A 21,719-nucleotide genomic window follows, 5' to 3' on the forward strand; every position below is an offset into this window, starting at 1 on the left:
GTAGGACCGAACACCACCGACAATCCTACCTTTAACGTTCAAATACGTGTTTATCCTGTGATCATACTGCGCATAATTGCTTACACCCTCGGTATCATCGGGGTAGTAGGCACACTGTTACCCTTCCTCCGGTACGATGATTGGTGGATCCGCGGATTCGACTACCCCCGGCAGCAATTGGTAGTAATTCTGGCTGGGTCAGCTTTGTTCTGGGGGCTGTCACGACACTACAACCCTACGCTTAACTGGACGGTGGGCATTATACTCACCGTAGCTGCAGTCTATCAGGCCTACCGCATCTACCCCTATACCCCACTGCACGGGAAGGACGCACGGAACGCCGAACGGATCGAGCAAACGGATGGTCACCTGAGTCTAATGATGTCCAATGTACTGCAAACCAATAAGCGTACCGACCTGGTCATCAATGTAGTTAAGGAGCAAAACCCAGATATTCTTCTAACGGTAGAAACCAATGAGTGGTGGGAGGAAAAACTCATGGAAGGTCTTGCCGAAGACTACCCCTACCGGGTACCCGTCCCCCTGGAAAACCTTTACGGCATGCACCTTTGGAGCAAGTATGAGCTCATCGACCCGCAGGTAAAGTACCGGATCAAGGACGATATTCCCAGCATCGACACGCAGATCAAGCTGGAGAACGGCCGCACGGTCGATCTACACTTCCTGCACCCCATGCCGCCCAGCCCCACGGAAGCCTACGCCAGCACCGGCCGGGATGCCGAGCTAGCTATGGTGGGCCTAGAAGTCCGCGACAAACCCGATCGCACGACCATTGTGGCGGGTGATATGAATGACGTAGCCTGGTCCCATTCATCGCGTCTGTTCCAGCGTCTCAGTGGACTACTCGATCCCCGCCGGGGCCGCGGCATGTTCTCTACGTTTCATGCTGAATATTCGCTACTACGCTGGCCACTAGATCATGTCTTCCATTCCACGGATCTTTCGGTGATCGAACTCAAGCGCCTCGACTACGTAGGTTCCGATCACTTTCCAGTATTGATAAAACTGAGCTACGAGCCGCAGCAGGATGAAAATCAGGGGGAAACGCCGGAGAGCGACGATCTGGAAGAGGCCGATAAGACTATCGATATGGGTAAACGGAAGGAGGATAACGCGGTTATCGAAGGGGGAGACTAATTAGCAAAAGGGTGTTACTTTTACATCGCGTCACCGGGAAAACTACGCCCGATGCAGCACTGCCTTCCGGTCCCAATCCGTAACTCTATGAAAAATGTCGTTTCTCAGCGCTTCATCAAATGCCACGATAAGCTCAAAGCAGAGAAACGCATTCGGTCTAGCCGGGCCTTCGCGCTGTCCCTTAACTACCTGCCTCAGTCGCTGAGCGAAATTCTCAAAGGCCGCCGCGACGTCACCATCGAGCTGCTACGTCAAAGCATTGCAAAGTACAAGCTTAACCCAGTCTACCTTTTCACGGGAGACGGGCCGATGTTTATGACCGAAGAGAGCAACCAGAACTTTCGCATCCTCACCACCATCACTACTCCGGACGCCGACGAGCTGATCGTACACGTACCGCTTCCGGCACAGTCCGTCTACGCCGCCGAATTAAGCGATCCATCGTTTGTACAAAGTCTACCTACCTACAGTCTGCCGGACTATAAGTACAAGGTCGGTACCCACCGGAGCTTCGACGTGCCCGGCGATAGTATGGAGCCTACGCTCTTCGAGGGAGATAAGGTTGTCTGCGCATTTCTGGAGCCCACCTTATGGCAGAGTGGGATTAAGGACAACTATGCCTACGTGATCGTGACACGAAGCGACGTAGTGGTCAAGCGGGTCCGTAATTTTCTGGCTGACAGCAAGGAACTGGAGGTGATCTCCGACAACAGTTTCTACGATACCTACCGTATTCCGCTGAGTGACCTCCGCGAGATCTGGTACGTCCGCGCACGCATCACCCCTTTCCTTCCTTCCCCCCAGAATATTCAGCGCTACGTTCACGACGAGATGAGTGAGCTCAAAGCTACCATCGCCCAGCAGGGCAAACTCATCAACCGTCTGGGGGTGAGTGTCGAGAAGGTCCTCAACCGAAGTAGTCGCGATCAGTAGACGACCACCCTACGCTGTATCCACTGTTCTTCATCCAGGACACGGAGGGTATACACCCCTGCAACCAAGCCTTTAGTAGTAAGCTTAAAATTGGCGCGCTTCACAATCCGCTTGCGCAGCCGCTTGCCTCGCGGATTGAGCAGCTCGATGTATACCTTTTCCCCCTTGAATAGCTTTCCTAGCTTGACGGTGTACTCCCGGGCACTTTCGGCACTGGGGATTAACGCTATTTGGTGCCGTCGCTTCATCCGTTGAAAGATGACTTCGTGGCTATAGCTTCGGGAACCATCCCGGTTGACCTGTTTGAGGCGGTAGAAAAACTTGCGACGAGTCACTTTGCGGTCGCGAAACGAATAGTCGACTACGGCCTCGTCACCGCCCCGGGCTCTAATGCGCCCTACGCTCCGAAAGACCCGTCCATCCACTGACCGTTCGATCGCGTAGTAGGCAGCCCTCCGCTCGTCCGTCTTGCGCCACTTAAGTTGAATACCCGTCGGCCCATCGGGTATGGCACGAAGATCACTGAGGTATGGTACGGTGTCAGTAGTGAAGGAAGCGACATTGCGATTCAATCGGAGCAGGGGTACGCTGACTACCTCCTCGTCCTGGTAGGTAAGACTATCGTGCAGTCCGACCAGGGTGACAACTGATTGTGCCTGAGTAATAAGACCACCAAGTAGCATTAAGACAATAAGTCCACATCGCAGCGGCAAAGTGGCAGAAGAAGTAGACGTACCAACCATGTGTAGGATTAACATCCAGCAATAAGATGTGAAGACTCCTGACGGCGTGTACCGCCATAGCTACCTGGACAACTAGTGATGATCTACTTCAAGTGTGAACATCATTAAATTTAAGAAGGCCGCTCCCTACCGGGAGCGGCCTTCTTTAAGCGTATAAACCAGATCCGGCTTACCGGACGGTGAGGCGCTGGGTCACGGTATGACCTCCGTCACTTACGCGTACAGCGTAGACCCCGGCCTGCAGACCAGCGGTAGGCAGCTTGAGGCGGGTGTTTCCAGCGGCACGAATCTCGGTGACCAGTTGGCCGGAGACGGTGAAGATCTGAGCGGTCACCCGTTCGGTATTCCAATCGTTACCGAGCTGGAGGGTCACCTCCGAGCCGGTAGCAGGGTTGGGGAACAGCGTGATAGCCGTAGAGCTACCACCGGCATCCACTACGATGACATCGGAGAAGGCTTCGGTACCGTCGAAGTCCACCTGCCGGATGCGGTAGTAATTCACACCGGCGCTGTAGTCAAAGTCACGGAAGCTGTAGGTAACCTCCTGGAGGCTATTGCCTGCACCAGCCAGACGGCCGATCGCGGTGTAGCTTCCTCCGTCGACCGAGCGTTCGATCTGAAAGTAGTCGTTGTCGGATTCCGTGGCGGTGGCGAAGTCAAGGTCGATGTAGCCGTTGCCGAGGCTGCCGGTGAAGGCGATGAACTCTACGGGAGCGGCGGCTAGGCAACCCTTACCGGGCTCGCCCGCACAGTTGCTTACGAAGGTAGGCTTGTCCTCACATCCTCCTGTGTTACCACTAATGGTCACAGCACTGTTCGTACCGTCGACGGCCTGACCGGCTACGATCACCTCACAGGCGATCTCACAGCAATCACTTAGGCTACTATTATTGGTCACGGTCAGGAAATCAACCAACTCATCTAAGCTACGAAGCCCTGCCAGATCACTGATAGCACCGGTACCATTAAGGGTTAAGGAGGCTGCATTGGTAAGTCGCCGCAATCCCTCTAGGCTAAACAGGACAGGAAGGTTGTTGATGGTGATGGCTCCCGCTACGGTACGGAGTCCGTTAGTAAGGTCAGTGGTACCACCAAGGCGCCCAAACGTTCCGAGTTGGGCGTTATCGGCAATAGTTAGGCTACCGGTCAACCCAGTAGTAGGGGCGAAGTTAGCGCCCATAGTTATCTGATTGTTGCGCTGCAACTGAATGGTGCCCGTGACATTTATGGGCTGTCCGCCGAGATTGTTTAGTGCAGCATTATCAGCGACGAGATAATTGCCTACGGTGATGTTGTAACTACGATCGAATATTCGCACAATAGTCTCCAACAAGGGGTTATTCTGAACACTTATTTCGGTCAGCGTCACATCACCGCCCTGAACACCTGCATTAATTTCGGTGCTAATCTCAGTCAGCGCGCTGTTGTTATTAATTTGTAGCTCATCCGTTACGGAAAGTCGGATCACGTTCGGTCCGGGAGTTCCGCCGAGCGTTTCCAGAGTAGGATTGTTGCTTACCCGTAGCACAGGTACAAAAAACCGTATAGTTCCGGCGTTGGCAAATCCGTCAATATTGGAAAGCGTTCCGTTATCCGTAACGATGAAATCGCCGCTGTAATTAGCGATTTGCTCAAAATCATCCAGATTAGTCAACGCGTCGTTATTGATGATGCGAAAATCACCTCCGATAGTTGCTAGAATGGGGTTGACTAGGGCAGAGACCAGTGGGTTGTTCTGCACGACGTACGAGGCACCAACGGAAGTAAGTGCGGGTAGATTCACCTGTCCCGACACATTCTGGTTACTACTGATCTCAAAAGTTGATCCTACGAGGCGTAGTGTGGAATTGGAGAGCGTGGTGATCCCGGAGTTAAAGTTATCGATGTCGAAGATCTGAATTCTTCCGACACTATCCAGGGCAGTAAATTGAGCGAGGGGATTGCCGATTGTTTGGTCATCCTCGTAGTTATCAATACCGAGATCCTCGGTAATTACCGCCAGCGTAGCCACGTTGCTAAAGTCGGTAAGTGGCTCGATCGGGTCGATATCAAAATTACCAACAAGCGTATCGTAGGTAGTGGTTGGCGAAGGCTCGAAGGCATCTAGATCCGCCTGCGTCTGGATCAGAACGTCACCGGTAAAGCTCTGTGCTGAGAGCGTTCCGCAGGCTAATAAGAGGCACAGTCCTACGGACATGCCAGAAATTTTTAATCCAGGGTATAGGTGACGCATAGCAATAGTTAATATGGTTTCAAGAAAGCTTTCGGGTTGATCACAGCGCCGGAAGTAACCGGATGATTGAGACAGGAAATGAGGTGTTAAAGAGGCAATAAAGGCAAGATACCGACGTCTTTAAGTCGTTACCACCGTTCTGTTGACGCTAAAGCACTACACTGATCACTGCTTATTAAAGGCATACGGCCTACCGGTGTTCACACTATCCGGCGTGCCGAGCACACTATACACACTCTTCCCTAGGGTGAGATGATGCATCTATGTACACATGCACAAATCTACTACCTGGGTAGGAGCTAACAAACTTCTGGCTGAAATTTATATTTGACCCCCGCTAGCGTTAGTACAGTAGCACAACCCGGTGACTCACCAGGGAGTCCGCCGTAAGCTCCACCAGGGGCAGTAACTCCACCCGACTGCCGGGTACGACCTGCACCCGCGATCGGTGTAGGCTGCCGCTAAAGTCCACCTGGGTGAGGCGGTAGTACACCGTGGCCTCGGAGGCTACGTAGTCAAAGTAGTTATACTCGTAGCCCCGCCGGGTAGTGCCGTGCCCCGTCACCTTACCCACTACTTTAAACTGCTGTCCGTCCTCAGACCGCTCTACCAGAAAGTGATCGTTGTCCACTTCCCGCACGGTATACCATTCGATCACTAGGTGAGATGAGCCGTTGCGGTTGATCTTAAAGGCAGCCAGGGATAAATTCGACGCTAGATCGGACGTAGGGGCGGATTGGCCGGCCAGCGGAGCTACACACAGCAAGACGAAGAAGGCTGCCGCGGTGGGCAGTATGGAAGAAATCGAACAGCGCATCGTGCTTTGGTTAATACTAATTAACGCAAAACTTTCTAACGCCGAATCCCCGGACAATAGTACCGGTCCGCACTATGCCCCTACCCTATTCCACGATCTCGTACGTCCAGGTGATCTCCACACCGCCGGCCTTCAGCATCATGCTCACACTGCATAGCTTTTCCATGCTTAGTCGACACGCCCGCTCAACCTTCTTCGCATCCAGCGGCCCCGCAAAACTGTAGTGCACTTGAATGGCGGTAAAGACCCGGGGCACCGTGTCGGTCCGTTGCCCGGTGACCCGCACCCTGAGGTCCTGCAAGTCCTGCCGCTGCTTCTGCAGGAGCAGCACGATATCAATACTGGAACAGCTAGCCACACTGGCCAGCACGAGCTCCATGGGGCGCGGCCCCTTACCCTGCCCGCCGATATCGGGGCTGGCGTCGGCCAGGACGGTGAACCCCTCGGCATTGGTAGTCTCGAAGAGGAAGGCCTCATCGATACGCTGAAGTTCCACGGTCATTGCTTAGGGTTTTACGGGGGGCTTTCCGAAGATGGAGCGGCCATCATTGACCTCGATCCAGTAGCCGTCGGGATCCTGCAGGTACACCTGCTGAACGCCGTCGGGCCGTCCGTTGGTTTCCATTGCCGCGCCCTGCCAGCTTTCAAAGGGGACGTCGAGGGTACGCAGCCGGGCCACAAAGCTGGCAAAATCACCCAGACTGATGGCCAGGTGTATCCCCTTCTGCAACCGTAGCTGACTGCGGTCGGATTCGATGATGTGCAGCGACATACCGTTGCCCAGTGCCAGCCAGCGGATGTTTTCCTTGCCCGTCCCGTCGTACACTTCCGGCAGATCGAACACCCGCTGGTAGAACGCCACGCTGGCGTCCACATCGTCCACGTTTATGGCATAATGATCAAAGCTCGCGCGAAAGGATCCGGATTCCAAACCGAACGCATCCGGGCGGGGTGCGCAGGATGCAAGGCATATACTCAGCAGGGCTAGGAGGAATAGACGCATGGTGATGGGGGGCTGTTGACTATACGAGCAGTGCGGCTTCGGTGTCCAGGGTGATACGTTCCTGCGCCAGTAGCGTACGGCGCAGGCCCGCGGTACGCGAGAATACGTAGGTGAAAAAGTAGCGCGCGGTCTGCACCTTAGACTGATAGAAGCGCTGATCCTCTTCGCCCAGGGGATCCTTACCCACGGTCATGGCGGATTCGAGCGCCCGGGTGGCTACGGTCGCTTGCTGTAACCAGGACCAAGCGATGACGTGCAGGCCGAAGTAGTCCAGAAATACGGTCGCATCGGCGAGGAATACCTTGGGGTCTTCTTCGCGGGCCAGTTGCAGCAGCTGCGCCATGACCTCCTGCAGTCCCTGCAGGCTTTTGCCCAGCGCGGTAGCCAGCTCGGCAATCGCGGGCTGGGCGGAGGCCGCCTTGATCGCGGCGAGCATCTCCTCTTTCAGGTAGCGTACGGCCTGGCCGTTCTGCATCATCACCTTGCGACCCAGCAAGTCTAGTCCGTGGATGGTAGTGGTACCCTCGTAGATCGAGTTGACCCGGATGTCGCGGAAGATCTGCTCGAGCGGGAAGTCGTCCGTATAGCCGGCCCCGCCCAGTACTTGCATACCAATGCTGACCGCCTCGTTCCCATACTCAGCCGGAAAACTTTTGGCGATTGGGGTGAGCAGTTCCAGCAGCAGATGCGAGCGCTCGTCTCCGTTGGCGCGGTAGTGGTCTTCGTACAAGCTACACTGAAGAAGCAGGTGAATGCTCCCCTCTACTACGGCCTTCTGAAAGAACAGCATGCGGCGCACGTCGGCGTGTTCGATGATGGTGACCTGCGGCGCATTAATATCCTTGTTACCGGGGTGGCGGCCCTGCGGCCGCTCGTTGGCGTACTTGAGGCTGGCGTAGTAGGCCGCGGAGGCTGAGCCGGCGGCCATCATGCCGGTACCGATTCGTGCCTCATTCATCATGAGGAACATGTGCTTGAGACCACTGAACTCCTGTCCTACCAGGAAGCCGCGGGTAGGCCCCTGCTCGCCGTACATCAGGTGAGCAGCTACGTAGCCCTTCTGCCCCATCTTGCCGTAGATGCCTGCCGTGGTGACGTTGTTGTCGGTTAGGTCATCGCCTTCGGGGACATGCTTAGGGACTACAAAGAGGCTTACCCCCTTCGTTCCCTTGGGTCCGCCCTTTTTGCGGGCCAGCAGCAGGTGTACTACGTTGTCGACTGCCGTATGGTCGCCGCCACTGATGTATATCTTCTGTCCGTGGATGAGGTAGGTACCGTCAGCCTGCTCCTCGTAGGTCGAGGTGATATCGCTGAGCGAGCTACCGGCCTGGGGTTCAGTCAGGGCCATCGTACCCTGCCAGCGCCCCTCGGCCATGGGTTTGAGGTAGATGTCCTTGAGGGTATCGCTACCGAACTCACGGATCAGGTTGGCTGCCCCGGTGGTCAGGAATCCGTAGGCGGCGAGGTTGCCATTGGCGGCTTGGAATATGAGTCCCCCGGCGTTATGTACCGTCAGGGGCATTTGCTGTCCGTTGTGCTCGTAGTCCCAGTTCGCGCTGAGCCAGCCGGCCTCCCCCATGGCGCGCATGCCCTCCCCTACTTCGGGCAGCACGTGTACCTCGCCATCCTGAAAGTAAGCCTTGTTCTTGTCCATCTCCTGGTATACAGGGTGGAGGTACTGGTCGGCCAGCTGCTGTGCGGCGTCCAGACTGAAGTCGATAGCCTCCTGGTCAAAATCCTGGAAGCGCTCGAACTGCCGGATCGAGTCCAAGTCCAGCACTTCGTGTAGGATGAAGCGTAGGTTTCTAGCGGAAATGTAGGACATGGATTTATTAGTTAATGCGAACCTGGAAAGCACGGCTCGGTGTACCATCCAGGTGGAGTTGTAAAAAGTAGGTGCCGCCGGCCAGGTCGGCTACCTCGAGCGTCAGCTCGGTCGTACCGGCGGGTTGCCGTGCCAGAGCGGTGCGCCGCACATTGCGGCCAAGCGCATCGTACAGGTCTACCCGCACATCCGTACGCGCGTTAAGCTCAAAGCGTAGGTTCAGGCGATTCTCAACGGGATTAGGATACACGGACAATCCATCCAGCTGCACAAAGTTCCGTACGGCGGTAGAAAGCTCCACCCCGAAACTGAGGTAGTCGATCTCGATCGTATCGTTGAAGCCACCGGTAGCGGCCTCGGGATAAAATACGAGCTGGGTAACGCGCTGGCCGTCGACCGTACAGGGTGCAGCGTCGGTGGTACAGCCCGTGCCGCCGTACCCGCCGTCCTGGTAGGCGGAGTATTCCAGGGTGTAGACCTTGAATTCGTCTCCGGCGATCACCACCGTATTATTATCGATACTGGTGTGCAGGTTCTGATCATCGATCAGATCAACACGAAGACTGCTGCTGTCGCCGCTCAGCGTACGTGCCCGGATGAACAGCTTGTTATCCGAACCGATCACATCAGCTTTTCCGTTTTCACCACCTACGGTATAGCGGAAGCTTCGGTACGCTTCCGCCGTACCGTCGCCCGCAATCGTCAGTACTCCATCGGTTACGCTGTAGGCAATACCCTGATCGGTGCCGGAGAATGCATCGGACGCACTGGTGAGGTCGTCACTATAATTTACGACGCCTGCGTCGGCGACAGTACTGGTATCAAGGGGTTGCCCAAAGCTCAGGTAATCGATGACGAGCGTATCCATGAACATGCCCGCCTCCGGTTCGGGATAGAAGGTGAGGGCTACGATGCGACCACCGTTTACCGGGCAGTTAGTGCCATCCGGGCAGCCCGTACCGCCGTATCCACCATCGGTATATCCGTCCGCAAAGTCGTAGACGTAGTCCTGAAATTCCGTTCCGCTAATGCTGGCGCTACGTCCAGCCAGGGTGGTGTGTAGATTACTGTCATCGACAAGATCGATGCGTAGCTTGACCGGATCGCCACTGGTGGTACGCGCTCCGATGTAGAGCTTATTCCCACTCCCCGTCACGTTGGCAGCCAGCGAGTCCGGTAGATCGTAGCGGAAGGTTTGGTACGGTCCGGCCGTACCGTCGCCGACTACAGTGAGTTCCCCGTCCATCACCGAGTAGGTGATGCCCGCGGGCTCCCCGGTGAATCGGGTTGCGGCTGTATCCAAGCCATCGAAGTAATTGACCACTGCTCCGCTGTCTGGGGCGGCAGGAGTGAACACGAAATAGTCGATGTTGAAGGGCTGGTCGCCGGTGATGTCTACCCGCAGTATCTGCTCTCCCGCAGCCAGACTCAGCACACCTACCGAAGAAAATTCCTGGAAGGTGCTGTAGCTACCGGTCCCCGCAGCCGGTACCGAAACACTGGTGGCTGAGCTGCCCCCACTGGCACTTACTTTAAGGCTGCCATTACCTTGTTCGCTAGCCAGTGCGGCCGATACAGCGAAGGCTCCGGCTTCGGGTACCAGCACGGTGTACTCGAGCCATTCGCCGCGGGCTACGTAGCCTACCGCGAAGCCACCACTTCCGTTGCCCCCTATGTCTACCCCTTCGTCTGTACGGTACTCATTGGGGATATTCTCGGCTTCTGAATCGTGGTACGCTACTTCCTCTCCCCCACGGTCAAAGTTCTCGGCCTGCAGGGTATCCGTGATGACGATCGCTGTATCACCGAATGGCGTCTGCTCACCGGCCAGCAACACCCGGGCGGGGTAGCTCTGCACCAGCGTTCCGTCCGCACGAGTAAAAGACAGCCGGTACCGGTAAAACGTACCGATCTCGACGTCTGTATCGGTGTAGCTACTGGTCCCTGCGGGCAGGGTGGCTACTGCAGCGAAAGCTGCCTCACCGACGGAGCGTTCCACCACTAGTCCGCCCCGATCGGAGCGATTATTCCAGCTTAGGGTGATCTCAGGGGTGATAGTATCTACGGGCTCCGCTGTGGTAGCGCGTACGTCAGTGGGGGAATCGGCGTACGTGTTTATGAGGATGTCCTTCACCTCTGGCCAGTTACCGGAGTCGCGGTCCAGGAGTCGGAACATGCCGCCATCGTCCCATACCGCAAAGGCGAAGCCGTAGCGCAGAGCTGCCTCGGTAAAGGCCGCGTAGAAACGCATGCGGGAATTGTAATCAGCCTGTAGTACGGCGCCGAACTCGCTGAGGTAAACGGGTACGCCGTTTTCAGTAGACCAGGCTGCTACCTTGGCAAATTTCTGATCCAGTAGCTGGTAGTCACTTTCACTGCCCCAGGTACCTACCCCGTTGAGCCCGAATTGAAACGGATCGTACGAGTGAAAGTATCCGATCAGGTACGGATCGTCGGGGATGCGCGCCACCAGCAATTCCTCTGCGTTGGAGTACTGGTACCCCCCGAAGATCACCAGGCGGGTCGGGTTGCTCATCCGAATGATGTCGAGCACACGCTGGTTGACATCATCCACCTGCGCTACGGTCATCCCGAAGGGTTCGTTGATGACCTCAAGGAGCAGCTTATCGGACTTGTCGCTAAAGCGCTGCGCTACCTGGGTCCAGATGGCATCGAACCGTGCCCGGAGTGTGGGATTGTCGTAGTCACTCTTCAGCCAATCCTCATGGTGGGCATTCAGCGTAATGAAAAGATCTCGATCCAGGCCCCAATCAACCACCTGCTCTACCCGATCCAGCCAGGCGGCATCGATGGTGTAGGGGGGCTCATCACCGGTGTGCTCGTCCCAGCGTACGGGCACCCGCACATTCGTAAATCCGGCAGCTACGTAGGCATCGAAGTAAGCTTCCTGCGCCGGTCCGTTGTTCCAGGCCCCTTCCGTAGGCGGCTCGAGGGTATTGCCCAGGTTGATGCCGCGGCCCATGGCGGCCACCGCTTCTGCAGGCGTGAGCTGAGCAGCCAGCTGGTGGGTCACCAATAAAATCAGGAGCAGACAACTCAGTGAACGTGAAAGCATAATGGATACGTTAGGTGGGCCGATTACTGAGGCGAAAGTAAGGCGTGGGCGGGGAAGTCCGGGTAGGGTATTTTGCCATACAACCACCCCGGGAGCTATCAAGGCGTCAGTGTATCTTTGCGCGCCCAAATAGGACCCCAGCTTGGCTAACAAATACTTTGACCTCATCGATCAGACCTTCTACTTTCCGCAGGAAGGATTTGATCTGACTGATGGCTACCTTACGTTCAACCGGATTCCGCTGATTCACCTGATCCGCAAGTACGGTACCCCGCTCAAACTTACCTATCTACCGAGCATCGGTCGCAAGATTAAGGAGGCGCGCAACCTATTCCGCCGGGCTATGCGCGCACAGGGGTATGCCGGTCAGTACAACTACTGTTACTGTACGAAGAGCAGCCACTTTGCGCACGTGGTAGAAGAAGCACTCGATCACGACGTGCAGCTGGAAATCAGTTCGGCGTACGATATCGATCTGATCCGCCGGTTACACGCCCGTAGTAAATTGGACAAGCAGATCAAGATCGTCTGTAACGGCTTCAAACCCGAGAACTACCTGGAGGGCATCGTGGGCTTGATGAACGATGGCTTTGAAAACGTCATCGCGGTGGTCGATAACGGTCACGAACTTGATTACTACGACGCCCACGTGCAGGGGGTAGCGAAGATCGGCATCCGCGTAGCTACGGAAGAGGAGCCGAACTTTGAATTCTACACCAGCCGCCTCGGGTTGCGCAATGGGGATGTGCTACCGCTGTTTCGCGAGCGGATTCGGGACAACCCGAAGCTGGAGTTGCACATGCTCCACTTCTTTGTCGATACGGGCATCAAGGATACGCTATACTACTGGGGAGAACTGAAGAAGGCCGTACGCCTCTACGGGCAGTTGAAGCAAGAAAGTCCCGCCCTCCACGCCCTGAATATCGGAGGTGGTATGCCGATCCGCAACAGCCTAGGCTTTGAGTTCGACTATAAGTATATGGTACGGGAGATCGTCAAGAACATCCTGGAGGCCTGCGAAGAAGATGAAGTGCCGGAGCCGGACATCTTCACCGAGTTTGGCAAGTACACCGTAGGGGAAAGTGGCGCGACCATCTTTTCCGTGCTGGCGCGCAAGCAGCAGAACGACAGCGAGATGTGGTACATGATCGACAACTCCCTGATGACCACCCTACCCGATGCCTGGGGGATCGGCGAGCGTTTTATCCTACTGCCCATCAATAAGTGGGACCGCGACTATCGGCGGGTCAATATCGGGGGGCTCAGTTGCGACAACTCCGATTATTACAATTCCGAGATCCACGAAAGTCAGGTCTACTTGCCGGTGGATAAGGATGGAGACGGGGAGCCACTCTATCTAGGCTTCTTTCATACCGGTGCCTACCAGGATAACATCAGCGGCTACGGTGGCATCAAGCACTGTATGATCCCAAGTCCCCAGCACATCATCATCGATCTGGATAAGGAGGGCAATCTGACCGATCGGCTTCTGGCCGGTAAGCAGACCGCAGAAAGCATGCTCCAAATTCTCGGCTACTAGGACGAAGTACCTTTACGGAACCGGTTGGCGTTCTCATCATCACTACCCGATCCAGGATCATGATACCGGTAGCGACCCGCAGTATATTTATGAAACCAATCGAATTACCTTCCAGACGCACCTACATCTGGGTACTAGGTGTAGCTGCATTTTGCGCTCTTGCCGTAGGAGGTACCTTTCTGATTGCTGAGGTCAATGACTTATCTGCCGGCACCTTCACCCGTGATCCACTGGCTATCTCTAGCCTGCCCTGGTATACTGGTTACCTGTCCCAACTTACCGCTATGTGCTGGGCGGGGACCAGCAGTATAGCACTCTTTGCAGGTACGGTCTCCAAGCGGCTCGGACGCGTTAGCCCATCTAGCGATCTGCTGATCTACCTCGGCGCATTTGCACTGTTGATGGGTCTGGACGACGTCCTGATGCTGCACGAGGGGCTGGCTAAGACCGTCGGTATCCCGGAGGAGGTGTTCTACCTGACCTATGCCGGACTATCAGCGGGCTGCTGGTGGCTATACCGCGGCGTACTGGAGCACACCCCGTATCTGCTCTTGCTGGTTACGCTGGCTTGTTTCGCGTTGTCGGTCCTGGACGATGTAGTGGGCGTACCGCTAGTGGATCCCTTCCTCTTCGAAGATGGCTTTAAGTTTATGGGTGTAATCAGCTGGCTGGCATATCATTACCGGCTGGGGCTGCTTTGTTTACGTATAGACCCAGCGACAACCTAGCTCTGAATTTTTTTGATCGCTGCCATCGCGAGCCGCTCGGGCACGAAGGGAATAAATCCCTTGATCGCTACCGCGAGGCCTATTTCGGTGATCACCTCCAGGCGGCCGGCTTCCATGGCGGTGTAGCCCTGGGCGGCGGTCGCCTGTGGGGTAGCTGCACTTTCGAACAACTTGGAGTCACTCAGGCCGGCCGTGTCGGCAAATCCAGTATCAACGGCACCCGGGCACAAGGCCGTCACGGTCACGCCACTACCCTGTAGTTCGGAGGCGACCCCCTTACTCAGCGAGTTGACGAACGCCTTGGTGGCAAAGTATACCGCCTGCATGGGGCCTGGCATGAAGCCGGCGGTACTCGAGGTGTTCAGCACTTTTCCCTTACCGCGCGCTACCATACCCGGCAAAAACAGATGCATCAGTTCGGCAACGGCCCGCATGTTCAGCTCCATCATACCGCTCAGGAGCGACCACTCCTGCTCGACGAACTGACCCGCCCCGCCGAAACCGGCATTATTGAACAGGTATTCGACGGTTAATCCATCGGCCTCCACGGCCTCAAACAGTTCTTGACGCGAGGCAGTCTCGGTGAGGTCCTTGGCCATCACCAGTACGTCTACGCTAAATTTTTGTCGTAGCGATTCGGCGAGCGTGTTTAGTTCGTCTTCCCCGCGGGCTACCAAAATGAGATCTCGGCCCCGGCGGGCGTGCTCGTGGGCAAGCGCGCGGCCGATGCCGGAACTGGCACCGGTGACTAGTCCAATATTGTTCATGATTCAGCTTTTTGGGTAGCGTGTGCCAAGCGGGTAAACATCTTTCTAACTTCGGCCACACCATGTAGACTATAGCGAGCTGCGGTGCGCCCGGAGCCAACCTTCACGCTCACTCCCCAGTCGGGCAGCGCGCGGAAGATGTCCTCATCGGTGCTGTCATCTCCAATTCCGAGTACGAAGTCCCACTTGGTCTTGCCGACGAAGTACTGGGTAGCCTTTCCTTTATTTACACCGGCGTTCTTTATTTCGACGACCTTATGTCCCTCAAGTACCTGAAGGTCCTGATTCTGAATGAGGTAGGTAAGCATATCGCGAAACTCCCGCACCCGCTTATTGCCCAGGTCGCGGTCTATGTTTCGGTAATGCCAGGCCAGGCTATAGTCCTTCTCTTCGATGAAGGAGCCGGGTGTGCGACTTACCAGGTTCTCGAGTAGTTCGTTGACCTTTGGCTTCCACCCGTCTACCACATTGGGATTGAGCGACCAGACTCCTCCCTCCTTCATCCACACGCCGTGCTCGGCAGCCATCTGGACGGGCAGGTGACCGAGCCACTTTTGTAGCGTCGTTTTATCGCGTCCGCTGTTGATGACCACCGTGTTGCGGGAATCTTTGGCGAGTGCGGCTAACACGTCGAGCACTTCATCGTCGGGGCTTACAGCCTGAGGGTCGGGATCGAAGTCCATCAGCGTTCCATCGTAGTCGATGAATAGGAGCCGCTTATCGGCCTGCTCGTAGCTGTCCGTCACGGCATCGAGTGCTTCACCACTGAGGTGCGTCGTGTTATGCATCTTGTTCTTCTGTTGTAGTTTTTGCTGTTCTTTGATGAAGGTAGCCGCCCAGTGCTTTACGTCGTACTTGCGTAGACTTTCCTGCATGACTTCCAGTCGCTGTTTTTGCTCGTCTAGCGGCATTTCCAGGGCTTCGACTAACGCCTGCTGGATCTCGCGACTACTCTGGGGGTTAACGGTGATGGCTCCGTCGTTCAGTTCGTAGACCGCACCGGCCATTTCGCTCAGGATAAGCACGCCGCGCTTAGAATCTTCCTTGGCCGCAATGTACTCTTTGGCTACCAGGTTCATACCGTCGCGTAGCGGTGTGATGAGGGCAATGTCCGCCTCCCGATACAGGGTGGTGAGTGCGGCGAAGTTGACCGAACGGTAGTAGTAGTGGATGGGCATCCAGTCGAACGTACTGTACTCGCTGTTCACCTGACTGACCAGGACGTCGACTTCCGCCTTCAGACTCTGGTACTGGTCCACGCCAGAACGGCTGGGTACGACGATCATGATCAGATTGACCTTGCCGATGTACTCCGGGTTGTAGCGGATGAACTCACCAAAGGCTCGGATCCGGTGGGGAATCCCCTTGGTGTAATCGAGCCGGTCTACACTCAGTATAATTTTTCTACTGGCGTGCAGTCTACGTATTTCACCGCTGGCCCGATCGCTCTCGGCATCTACGTCAGGATCCGCATACTTATCGTAATCGATGCCCATGGGGAATACATCTACGTTGACCTGCCGGTCGTCGATGGTCAGGCGGCCAAACTCGTGCTCGTAGCCCGTGATCCGGTAGGCGGCGGAGAGAAAGTGACGCATATACCCAAAGGTGTGGAAGCCCACCTGATCGGCCCCCAGAATACCATCGAGAATCTCCTTCCGCCACGGCAGGATACGGAACACCTCGTAGCTTGGAAACGGGATATGCAGGAAGAAGCCGATACTGATCTTGGGAAACTTGGCCCGGATTAGCGCCGGTAGTAGCATGAGCTGGTAGTCATGCACCCACACCATGTCGTCTTCCCTGAGGTGCTCTTCGACGGCCTGAAAGAATTTGAAGTTCACTTCCTGGTAGGCCGCCCACATCTCGTCGTTGTACACGGTGTACTCGGTAAAGTAGTGGAAGTGGGGCCAGACCGTCTTATTGCTGAAGCCCTCGTAGTACAGATCGATCTCGCGCTCGGTGAGAAAGACGGGTACCAGACTGCGCTTAATCAGGTCGTTCTTAATGGCTTCGCGTTCCCACTCATTGGCAATGTCCTGGCCGGGCCAGCCGATCCAGATCTTGTTGTAGCTATCGTCCAGAGAGTTCAGGCCCGTAGCCAGTCCACCTGCGCTGGGATGATAGTGCAGTTCACCATCACTGCGATTGACGGTAATGGGAAGTCGGTTTGATATGATAACTAGTCGGGACATGCAGTTCAGTGTAGTGTGTCAGGTAGGGCGGGAGTAGGTTGCCCTCATCCAGTGGGGCGATTGTGGGGAAGATACCTAAAAAATAGCCATTTGTCGGGCATCCGGCAGCACCGCCGACCGGTCCTCCGTCAGCGCAATCTCAGAGGCTTGCCGGTCGGGTAGCCAACGTTTTACGAGCCGTAAGCGATGTGTATACTGCCGGCAGCCGTAATCGAATATGCCGAAGTGATCCAGGCCATCCAGCCGCACGTAACCGTGTACGTGGAGTACCTGACTGTGGGGCAGGATCAGGCCCAAATGGCACACCTTCCCCTGCCCCGTATCGAAGAAGGCTAAATCGCCCTCCTGACACTGTTCTACGAAATCTACCGAACGGCCCCCGGATAGCATGCCGCCTACGGTATATGGTAGTACTATACCTAGCATGCGGTACAGTAACTGTATCAGTCCCGGGCCGTCGATGCCAGTAGGGGTACGTCCACCGACCAGTTGCGGTGCATACAGCCAGCGGCGTGCCAGCCGGATCAACAGATCACCACTTGCATCTACGGCCTCCGCACGTAGTACCTGACCGGAATAGACGAAACGCTGCTGTAGGTGTAGCGACTGCAATCCATCGTATTCCGGCAAGCGGGCCCCGAAGGTAACGGGCAGGCCATAGGAACTACACAGCATAGCCTGGAACAACTCGAGCGCGAAAGCCGGCGCGTCGCACTGTTGTTGCCAGATCTGCTCCGGTACGGTCTGCAACTGATCGAGGCGTACGTAGCCTTCCAGTCCGTCCTCAGCGCGCTGTACCGTGGCGTGGTGATCCTGCTGCATAAGCAACCGGACCGGTTCGCCGAGTAGCAACTGACTACGCAGGGGCGCGTCATCGCGGGGCTGCGAGCGGATGGCCGCTGCCGTGTACTTACCGATCGCAAGACTACTAGGGGGCATGGCGGCAAGATACACGTACTACCGACGGTACCGGAGGGGGAAGTTGTACTACCTTTAGGTCATGTATCGTTTTGTCCTAGCCGCTGTGCTGACGTCCTGCCTGCTACCGTCCGTTTCGCTGCGGGCGCAGGACGCGTACTTCGCGCAGTTCTTCAGTTCTCCTTCTACGCTGAACCCGGCACTCACCGGGCTCTTCCCCGGCCGGTACCGGGTAGCGATCAATCACCGCAGCCAGTGGGGGCAGGTGCTCCAGACACCCTATAGTACCTCTGCCTTCGCGGCCGATTTTCACTATGCCCTTAAGCCTAAACAACGGGGCAGCGATGCCTTCGGTGGGGGCATCTATTTCCTCAACGATCGCATGCCGGAAGTAGGATTCGCCAGCAATCAGGCCATGCTCTCGGCTGCCTTCCATAAAACCCTGGACGCGCGTGGAGAAAAGGTGCTGAGCATCGGCGGACAGGCAGGCGTAGTCCAGCGCAGCCTAGGCTACGGCGACCTAAGCTTTGAGGATGAGTTTGACGGTCTGACGACCTTCGTGCCCCGGTCGACCCGCGAGATTCTTCCGGAGAACAGCGTAGCATTCGGGGACTACCAACTTGGTCTTAACTACAGCCGCTCCCCTACGCGTCGGGAGATCGGTTATCTGGTGGGGCTAGCCGTGCACCACCTCACTACACCGGAGCAAAGCTTCTATGCCGCGCTCACCGCCGAGGAAGATGTACAGGTCACCAACACGCTCTACCGTCGGTATAGTACCTACCTCAATTTTCGTATTCCTACCAATCAGAATACCGAGTGGTCTCCCCGTCTGTACTATACACAGCAGGGCCCACACGCCATGCTACTGCTGGGTTCTACGGTCCGGCTACTGACCAGTGACGCAGCTAGCAGCGCCGTGCACCTGGGGGGGTGGGCGCGTGCGGTCAAAAATCAGGATGGTTTTGGCCCGGAAAGTCTTACGGGGCTTATAGGCTTCGAGGTCAGTGCATTTGTCTTCGGGCTGAGCTACGATGTGAGCCTAAGTCCGGCGGAACGCAGCCGGCAGTTCCGTGGGGGATTAGAATTCAGTGTTACCTACACCGGTCAGAGTGAGGAGGATGAGGCCGTCCCCTGCCCCAAGTTTTAATCTAGGCAGATACTAAAGGCGTTACCTATGTATTTAATAGGTAGTCAACCTCCACCTGATGAAAGTTTTGCTATCCCTACTGTTCCTGTTTTCCCTACCGCTCTCGGCGCAAGTCGAGTGGCTGAGCTGGGAGGAAGCCATGACCCGTCATGCTAGTGATCCCAAACCCGTCCTGGTCGACGTCTATACCGACTGGTGCGGCTGGTGTAAGCAGATGGATAAGAAAGTCTTTGCGGACAAGAAAATAGCCAGCTTTATCAGCGAACACTTCTACGCTGTAAAGCTCGATGCGGAACAGACCGAAGACATTATTTACGACGGACACACCTTCAGCTACGACCCTACCGCCGGGCGGCGCGGGGTCCACGCCCTGGCCGTGGCACTACTTGACGGTCGCATGAGCTACCCAAGTGTAGTGTATCTGGACGAAAACCGCAACCGGATCACCATCAGCCCTGGTTTTAAACCCGCCGAGCGGTACATCCATGAGCTGCGCTACGTGCAGGAAAAGCACTGGGAATCGATGAGCTATCAGGACTATATGGACCAACTGAGTAAGTAGCGAGTTGGAATGTAGCATAAAGTCTGCCCACCTGCGCTAAATGTGTGTTTGAACGGCTCAACGCGATAAAATTCCCCTAGAATTTGTTAACAAAATTATAAAATTGAGCGATTGTTCCCTCGGTTGTTGTCTCTTACACCACAGAAGGGGGCCAGTTTCGGGTGATTAACTGCATTTTGGGACACCTTAGCGATTATCAGGCATAAATGGTTCGAAAATCTACCCGTTAAGAAACTTCTCATACCCCACACCTGTGGGGTGTACCCCACGCTTCACTGCACTACATTTGTATTATCGACGGCAAGGAAATGTTCTTGGTCGATGTTTGTGTCTCTCATTTATAAACCTTTTTTTCGGGAGTGCGGATTTTTATCTCACGCCTCTTTCGAAGTGTTTGTTTTGGACGCTGTTCGTCCCAGTTAACTAGTTTCTCAGACAATAGACTTAAAGACTTACCTAGACCCACACGGTGCAACGTGTGGGTCTTTTTTGTGTCTGGTCCCCACGTTCGTGGGGTGTGTGCCGCCTGACGCGGTGCGTTACCTTTGTAGCACGGCGCGAGTATATACGCTGACCGTCAGTATTGTCTCTCTCTCATAAACCTACTCCCCCACCCCGCATGCCGAAGCGCTACCTCCGTTCAGTCGGCTGCACCCATCCTACGGACCGGACCACCCGGTCGCAACAAATTATTACGGTAGTTAGAAAGTGTAATATTTCGGCCTCCACCACTGTGTGGGGGCCTTTTTATTTATCGTTCGGCACCCCACGTAAATGGGGTCGGCTGCTACCCTACGCTACGTTTTCCCTACAGATGCGCAGCACATCAAAGAAATTTATTCCACTATTCCACGCTATATGCCCCCCTTTTGGTTGCGGTGATCGACCGCTTTATACGGCGATCCACTGAAGATAGTTTTTTAACGGCGATAGGCGCCGTAACGTTTTGTTATTATGGTAGTTAGAAAGCTTTATTTGGACCCACACTTCACGGTGTGGGTCTTTTTATGGACTGAGAACCCAGTGACCCGGTTTTCGCGTTTGTAGGGCTATGTATACGCAGCTCACTTCTTCCCTCCACCTCCTGCTGGTCCTTTCTCTCAGCTTGTCACTCTGCCGCTGTGCGGACGGACCACCCGCAACTACCAGCGCGGCGGTTGCCACGGCGCCGACCGTCAATGGTCAACCCATAGCTACCGATACCGTCGCCTCTGACCAGATCGAGTACACGCTGGAACAGAATCCGGGAATAGCCACTGCAGAACCATCCGTGAAGGAAGCACAGATCGAAGTAGCCCGCGCGAAACCCGCTACCCCGAAGCCCGTTGCACCTCCCGCCCCGACTAACACCGCACCCGCACCCGCGCCCGCGCCCCCTGCTGCACCCGCGGTCCCGGCCGCCCGACCGGCCAGTAATGCACCGAACCATAGCGCCTGGAACGACCTGCTGCAGCAACACGTTGCGGCTAGCGGACGGGTAGACTACCAGGGGTTCCAGCAGGATGAGCCCAAGCTGGACGACTACCTTGGTACGCTGGCTCGAGAGACACCCGGGCCAAACTGGAGCCGCCAGGAAGCGCTAGCTTACTGGATCAATGCCTATAATGCCTACACGATAAAGCTGATCCTGGACAATGACATCCCGGCCAGCATCCGTGATATCGAAAAACCCTGGGACCAGCGCTGGATCAAACTGGCGGGAAAAACCTACAGCCTGAACCAGATCGAACACGATATCGTGCGCCCTACCTTTAAGGAGCCCCGTATCCACTTTGCGCTGGTATGTGCGGCGAAAAGTTGTCCGCCCCTGCCGAACCAGGCCTTCACGGCTGAAAACTTGGAGCAGCTACTGGAGCGCCGCACCCGTGCATTCATCCGTGACGAAGAGCGCAATGTGACGCAGGAGGCTGTGGTGCGCGTCTCCCCACTGTTCGACTGGTACGCGGAGGACTTTGGGAACGTCAAAGACTATTTAAATAAGTACCTGGCGACGGAGATCCCCGCAAGTAAGGAGATCACCTTTCTGGACTACGATTGGAGCCTGAACAACTAGTGCATCGGGCCGGGGGTA

17 protein-coding genes are annotated in these 21,719 nt (G+C 55.8%); 7 read left to right on the forward strand and 10 right to left on the reverse strand.

Annotated features, from left to right (window positions below):
• The first annotated feature begins 57 nt into the window (after positions 1-57).
• Positions 58-1,158 (forward strand): endonuclease/exonuclease/phosphatase family protein, encoded by a 1,101-nt coding sequence (locus MJQ68_RS07705; RefSeq protein WP_238750452.1) that lies wholly within the window; start codon positions 58-60, stop codon positions 1,156-1,158.
• Positions 1,159-1,245: 87 nt separating this feature from the next.
• A complete protein-coding gene (locus MJQ68_RS07710) occupies positions 1,246-2,091 on the forward strand; it encodes a S24 family peptidase (RefSeq protein WP_238750453.1) in 846 nt (281 codons plus the stop codon).
• On the opposite strand, the gene MJQ68_RS07715 is transcribed toward MJQ68_RS07710, so the two are convergent.
• From MJQ68_RS07715 to MJQ68_RS07745, 7 genes are all read right to left on the reverse strand, one after another.
• Positions 2,085-2,774 carry a hypothetical protein gene (locus tag MJQ68_RS07715; protein ID WP_238750454.1) on the reverse strand — a complete coding sequence of 230 codons (690 nt, stop codon included), beginning with the start codon at positions 2,772-2,774 and terminating at the stop codon, positions 2,085-2,087. The genes MJQ68_RS07710 and MJQ68_RS07715 overlap by 7 nt on opposite strands.
• 229 nt (positions 2,775-3,003) lie before the next feature.
• Entirely contained in the window at positions 3,004-5,031 is a 2,028-nt protein-coding gene (locus tag MJQ68_RS07720; RefSeq protein WP_238750455.1) for a T9SS type A sorting domain-containing protein, read from the reverse strand.
• 379 nt (positions 5,032-5,410) lie between these two features.
• On the reverse strand, positions 5,411-5,884 hold the full coding sequence (locus tag MJQ68_RS07725; RefSeq protein ID WP_238750456.1) for a hypothetical protein: 474 nt from the start codon (positions 5,882-5,884) through the stop codon (positions 5,411-5,413).
• Between the two features lie 85 nt (positions 5,885-5,969).
• Entirely contained in the window at positions 5,970-6,386 is a 417-nt protein-coding gene (locus MJQ68_RS07730) for an OsmC family protein (protein WP_238750457.1), read from the reverse strand.
• A 3-nt stretch (positions 6,387-6,389) separates the two neighbouring features.
• Positions 6,390-6,887 (reverse strand): VOC family protein, encoded by a 498-nt coding sequence (locus MJQ68_RS07735; protein WP_238750458.1) that lies wholly within the window; start codon positions 6,885-6,887, stop codon positions 6,390-6,392.
• 19 nt (positions 6,888-6,906) lie between these two features.
• Positions 6,907-8,712, reverse strand: coding sequence for an acyl-CoA dehydrogenase (locus tag MJQ68_RS07740; RefSeq protein ID WP_238750459.1), 1,806 nt, complete (start codon positions 8,710-8,712; stop codon positions 6,907-6,909).
• Between the two features lie 7 nt (positions 8,713-8,719).
• Entirely contained in the window at positions 8,720-11,788 is a 3,069-nt protein-coding gene (locus MJQ68_RS07745) for a cellulase family glycosylhydrolase (RefSeq protein ID WP_238750460.1), read from the reverse strand.
• Between the two features lie 142 nt (positions 11,789-11,930).
• On the opposite strand from MJQ68_RS07745, the gene MJQ68_RS07750 reads away from it, so the two are divergent.
• Together MJQ68_RS07750 and MJQ68_RS07755 are read left to right on the forward strand one after the other, a co-directional pair.
• Complete coding sequence (locus MJQ68_RS07750) at positions 11,931-13,328, forward strand: type III PLP-dependent enzyme domain-containing protein (protein WP_238750461.1); 1,398 nt, start codon at positions 11,931-11,933, stop codon at positions 13,326-13,328.
• Positions 13,329-13,417: 89 nt separating this feature from the next.
• Positions 13,418-14,056: a hypothetical protein gene (locus tag MJQ68_RS07755; RefSeq protein ID WP_238750462.1), complete on the forward strand. Its 639-nt coding sequence runs from the start codon at positions 13,418-13,420 to the stop codon at positions 14,054-14,056.
• Here the strand turns inward: MJQ68_RS07755 and MJQ68_RS07760 are convergent.
• The 3 genes from MJQ68_RS07760 to MJQ68_RS07770 form a co-directional block, all read right to left on the reverse strand.
• Positions 14,053-14,823 carry an SDR family NAD(P)-dependent oxidoreductase gene (locus tag MJQ68_RS07760; protein WP_238750463.1) on the reverse strand — a complete coding sequence of 257 codons (771 nt, stop codon included), beginning with the start codon at positions 14,821-14,823 and terminating at the stop codon, positions 14,053-14,055. The two genes, MJQ68_RS07755 and MJQ68_RS07760, sit on opposite strands and share 4 nt — an antisense overlap.
• Positions 14,820-17,018, reverse strand: coding sequence for a bifunctional alpha,alpha-trehalose-phosphate synthase (UDP-forming)/trehalose-phosphatase (locus MJQ68_RS07765; RefSeq protein ID WP_238750464.1), 2,199 nt, complete (start codon positions 17,016-17,018; stop codon positions 14,820-14,822). The genes MJQ68_RS07760 and MJQ68_RS07765 overlap by 4 nt, the downstream gene beginning before the upstream one ends.
• A 75-nt stretch (positions 17,019-17,093) precedes the next feature.
• Positions 17,094-17,957, reverse strand: coding sequence for a C40 family peptidase (locus MJQ68_RS07770; RefSeq protein WP_238750465.1), 864 nt, complete (start codon positions 17,955-17,957; stop codon positions 17,094-17,096).
• A 61-nt stretch (positions 17,958-18,018) separates the two neighbouring features.
• Here MJQ68_RS07770 and MJQ68_RS07775 point away from each other — a divergent pair, with 61 nt between their 5' ends.
• The 3 genes from MJQ68_RS07775 (at position 18,019) to MJQ68_RS07785 (ending at position 21,701) form a co-directional block, all read left to right on the forward strand.
• A complete protein-coding gene (locus MJQ68_RS07775; protein WP_238750466.1) occupies positions 18,019-19,086 on the forward strand; it encodes a PorP/SprF family type IX secretion system membrane protein in 1,068 nt (355 codons plus the stop codon).
• Positions 19,087-19,144: 58 nt separating this feature from the next.
• On the forward strand, positions 19,145-19,648 hold the full coding sequence (locus tag MJQ68_RS07780) for a thioredoxin family protein (RefSeq protein ID WP_238750467.1): 504 nt from the start codon (positions 19,145-19,147) through the stop codon (positions 19,646-19,648).
• A gap of 1,051 nt (positions 19,649-20,699) precedes the next feature.
• Positions 20,700-21,701 carry a DUF547 domain-containing protein gene (locus MJQ68_RS07785; protein WP_238750468.1) on the forward strand — a complete coding sequence of 334 codons (1,002 nt, stop codon included), beginning with the start codon at positions 20,700-20,702 and terminating at the stop codon, positions 21,699-21,701.
• The last annotated feature ends 18 nt before the right edge of the window (positions 21,702-21,719 follow it).

Origin of the sequence: Neolewinella maritima (genome assembly GCF_923081025.1) — a bacterium.
In the GTDB taxonomy this organism is placed as follows: domain Bacteria; phylum Bacteroidota; class Bacteroidia; order Chitinophagales; family Saprospiraceae; genus Neolewinella; species Neolewinella maritima.

What these genes read in the sequence shown, in the direction of transcription:
- MJQ68_RS07765 (WP_238750464.1), bottom strand. Translation starts at nt 17,018, where the DNA reads ATGTCCCGACTAGTTATCATATCAAACCGACTTCCCATTACCGTCAAT.
- MJQ68_RS07735 (WP_238750458.1), bottom strand. Translation starts at nt 6,887, where the DNA reads ATGCGTCTATTCCTCCTAGCCCTGCTGAGTATATGCCTTGCATCCTGC.
- MJQ68_RS07725 (WP_238750456.1), bottom strand. Translation starts at nt 5,884, where the DNA reads ATGCGCTGTTCGATTTCTTCCATACTGCCCACCGCGGCAGCCTTCTTC.
- MJQ68_RS07740 (WP_238750459.1), bottom strand. Translation starts at nt 8,712, where the DNA reads ATGTCCTACATTTCCGCTAGAAACCTACGCTTCATCCTACACGAAGTG.
- MJQ68_RS07745 (WP_238750460.1), bottom strand. Translation starts at nt 11,788, where the DNA reads ATGCTTTCACGTTCACTGAGTTGTCTGCTCCTGATTTTATTGGTGACC.
- MJQ68_RS07780 (WP_238750467.1), top strand. Translation starts at nt 19,145, where the DNA reads ATGAAAGTTTTGCTATCCCTACTGTTCCTGTTTTCCCTACCGCTCTCG.
- MJQ68_RS07710 (WP_238750453.1), top strand. Translation starts at nt 1,246, where the DNA reads ATGAAAAATGTCGTTTCTCAGCGCTTCATCAAATGCCACGATAAGCTC.
- MJQ68_RS07715 (WP_238750454.1), bottom strand. Translation starts at nt 2,774, where the DNA reads ATGCTACTTGGTGGTCTTATTACTCAGGCACAATCAGTTGTCACCCTG.
- MJQ68_RS07785 (WP_238750468.1), top strand. Translation starts at nt 20,700, where the DNA reads ATGTATACGCAGCTCACTTCTTCCCTCCACCTCCTGCTGGTCCTTTCT.
- MJQ68_RS07720 (WP_238750455.1), bottom strand. Translation starts at nt 5,031, where the DNA reads ATGTCCGTAGGACTGTGCCTCTTATTAGCCTGCGGAACGCTCTCAGCA.
- MJQ68_RS07760 (WP_238750463.1), bottom strand. Translation starts at nt 14,823, where the DNA reads ATGAACAATATTGGACTAGTCACCGGTGCCAGTTCCGGCATCGGCCGC.
- MJQ68_RS07775 (WP_238750466.1), top strand. Translation starts at nt 18,019, where the DNA reads ATGTATCGTTTTGTCCTAGCCGCTGTGCTGACGTCCTGCCTGCTACCG.
- MJQ68_RS07755 (WP_238750462.1), top strand. Translation starts at nt 13,418, where the DNA reads ATGAAACCAATCGAATTACCTTCCAGACGCACCTACATCTGGGTACTA.
- MJQ68_RS07730 (WP_238750457.1), bottom strand. Translation starts at nt 6,386, where the DNA reads ATGACCGTGGAACTTCAGCGTATCGATGAGGCCTTCCTCTTCGAGACT.
- MJQ68_RS07770 (WP_238750465.1), bottom strand. Translation starts at nt 17,957, where the DNA reads ATGCCCCCTAGTAGTCTTGCGATCGGTAAGTACACGGCAGCGGCCATC.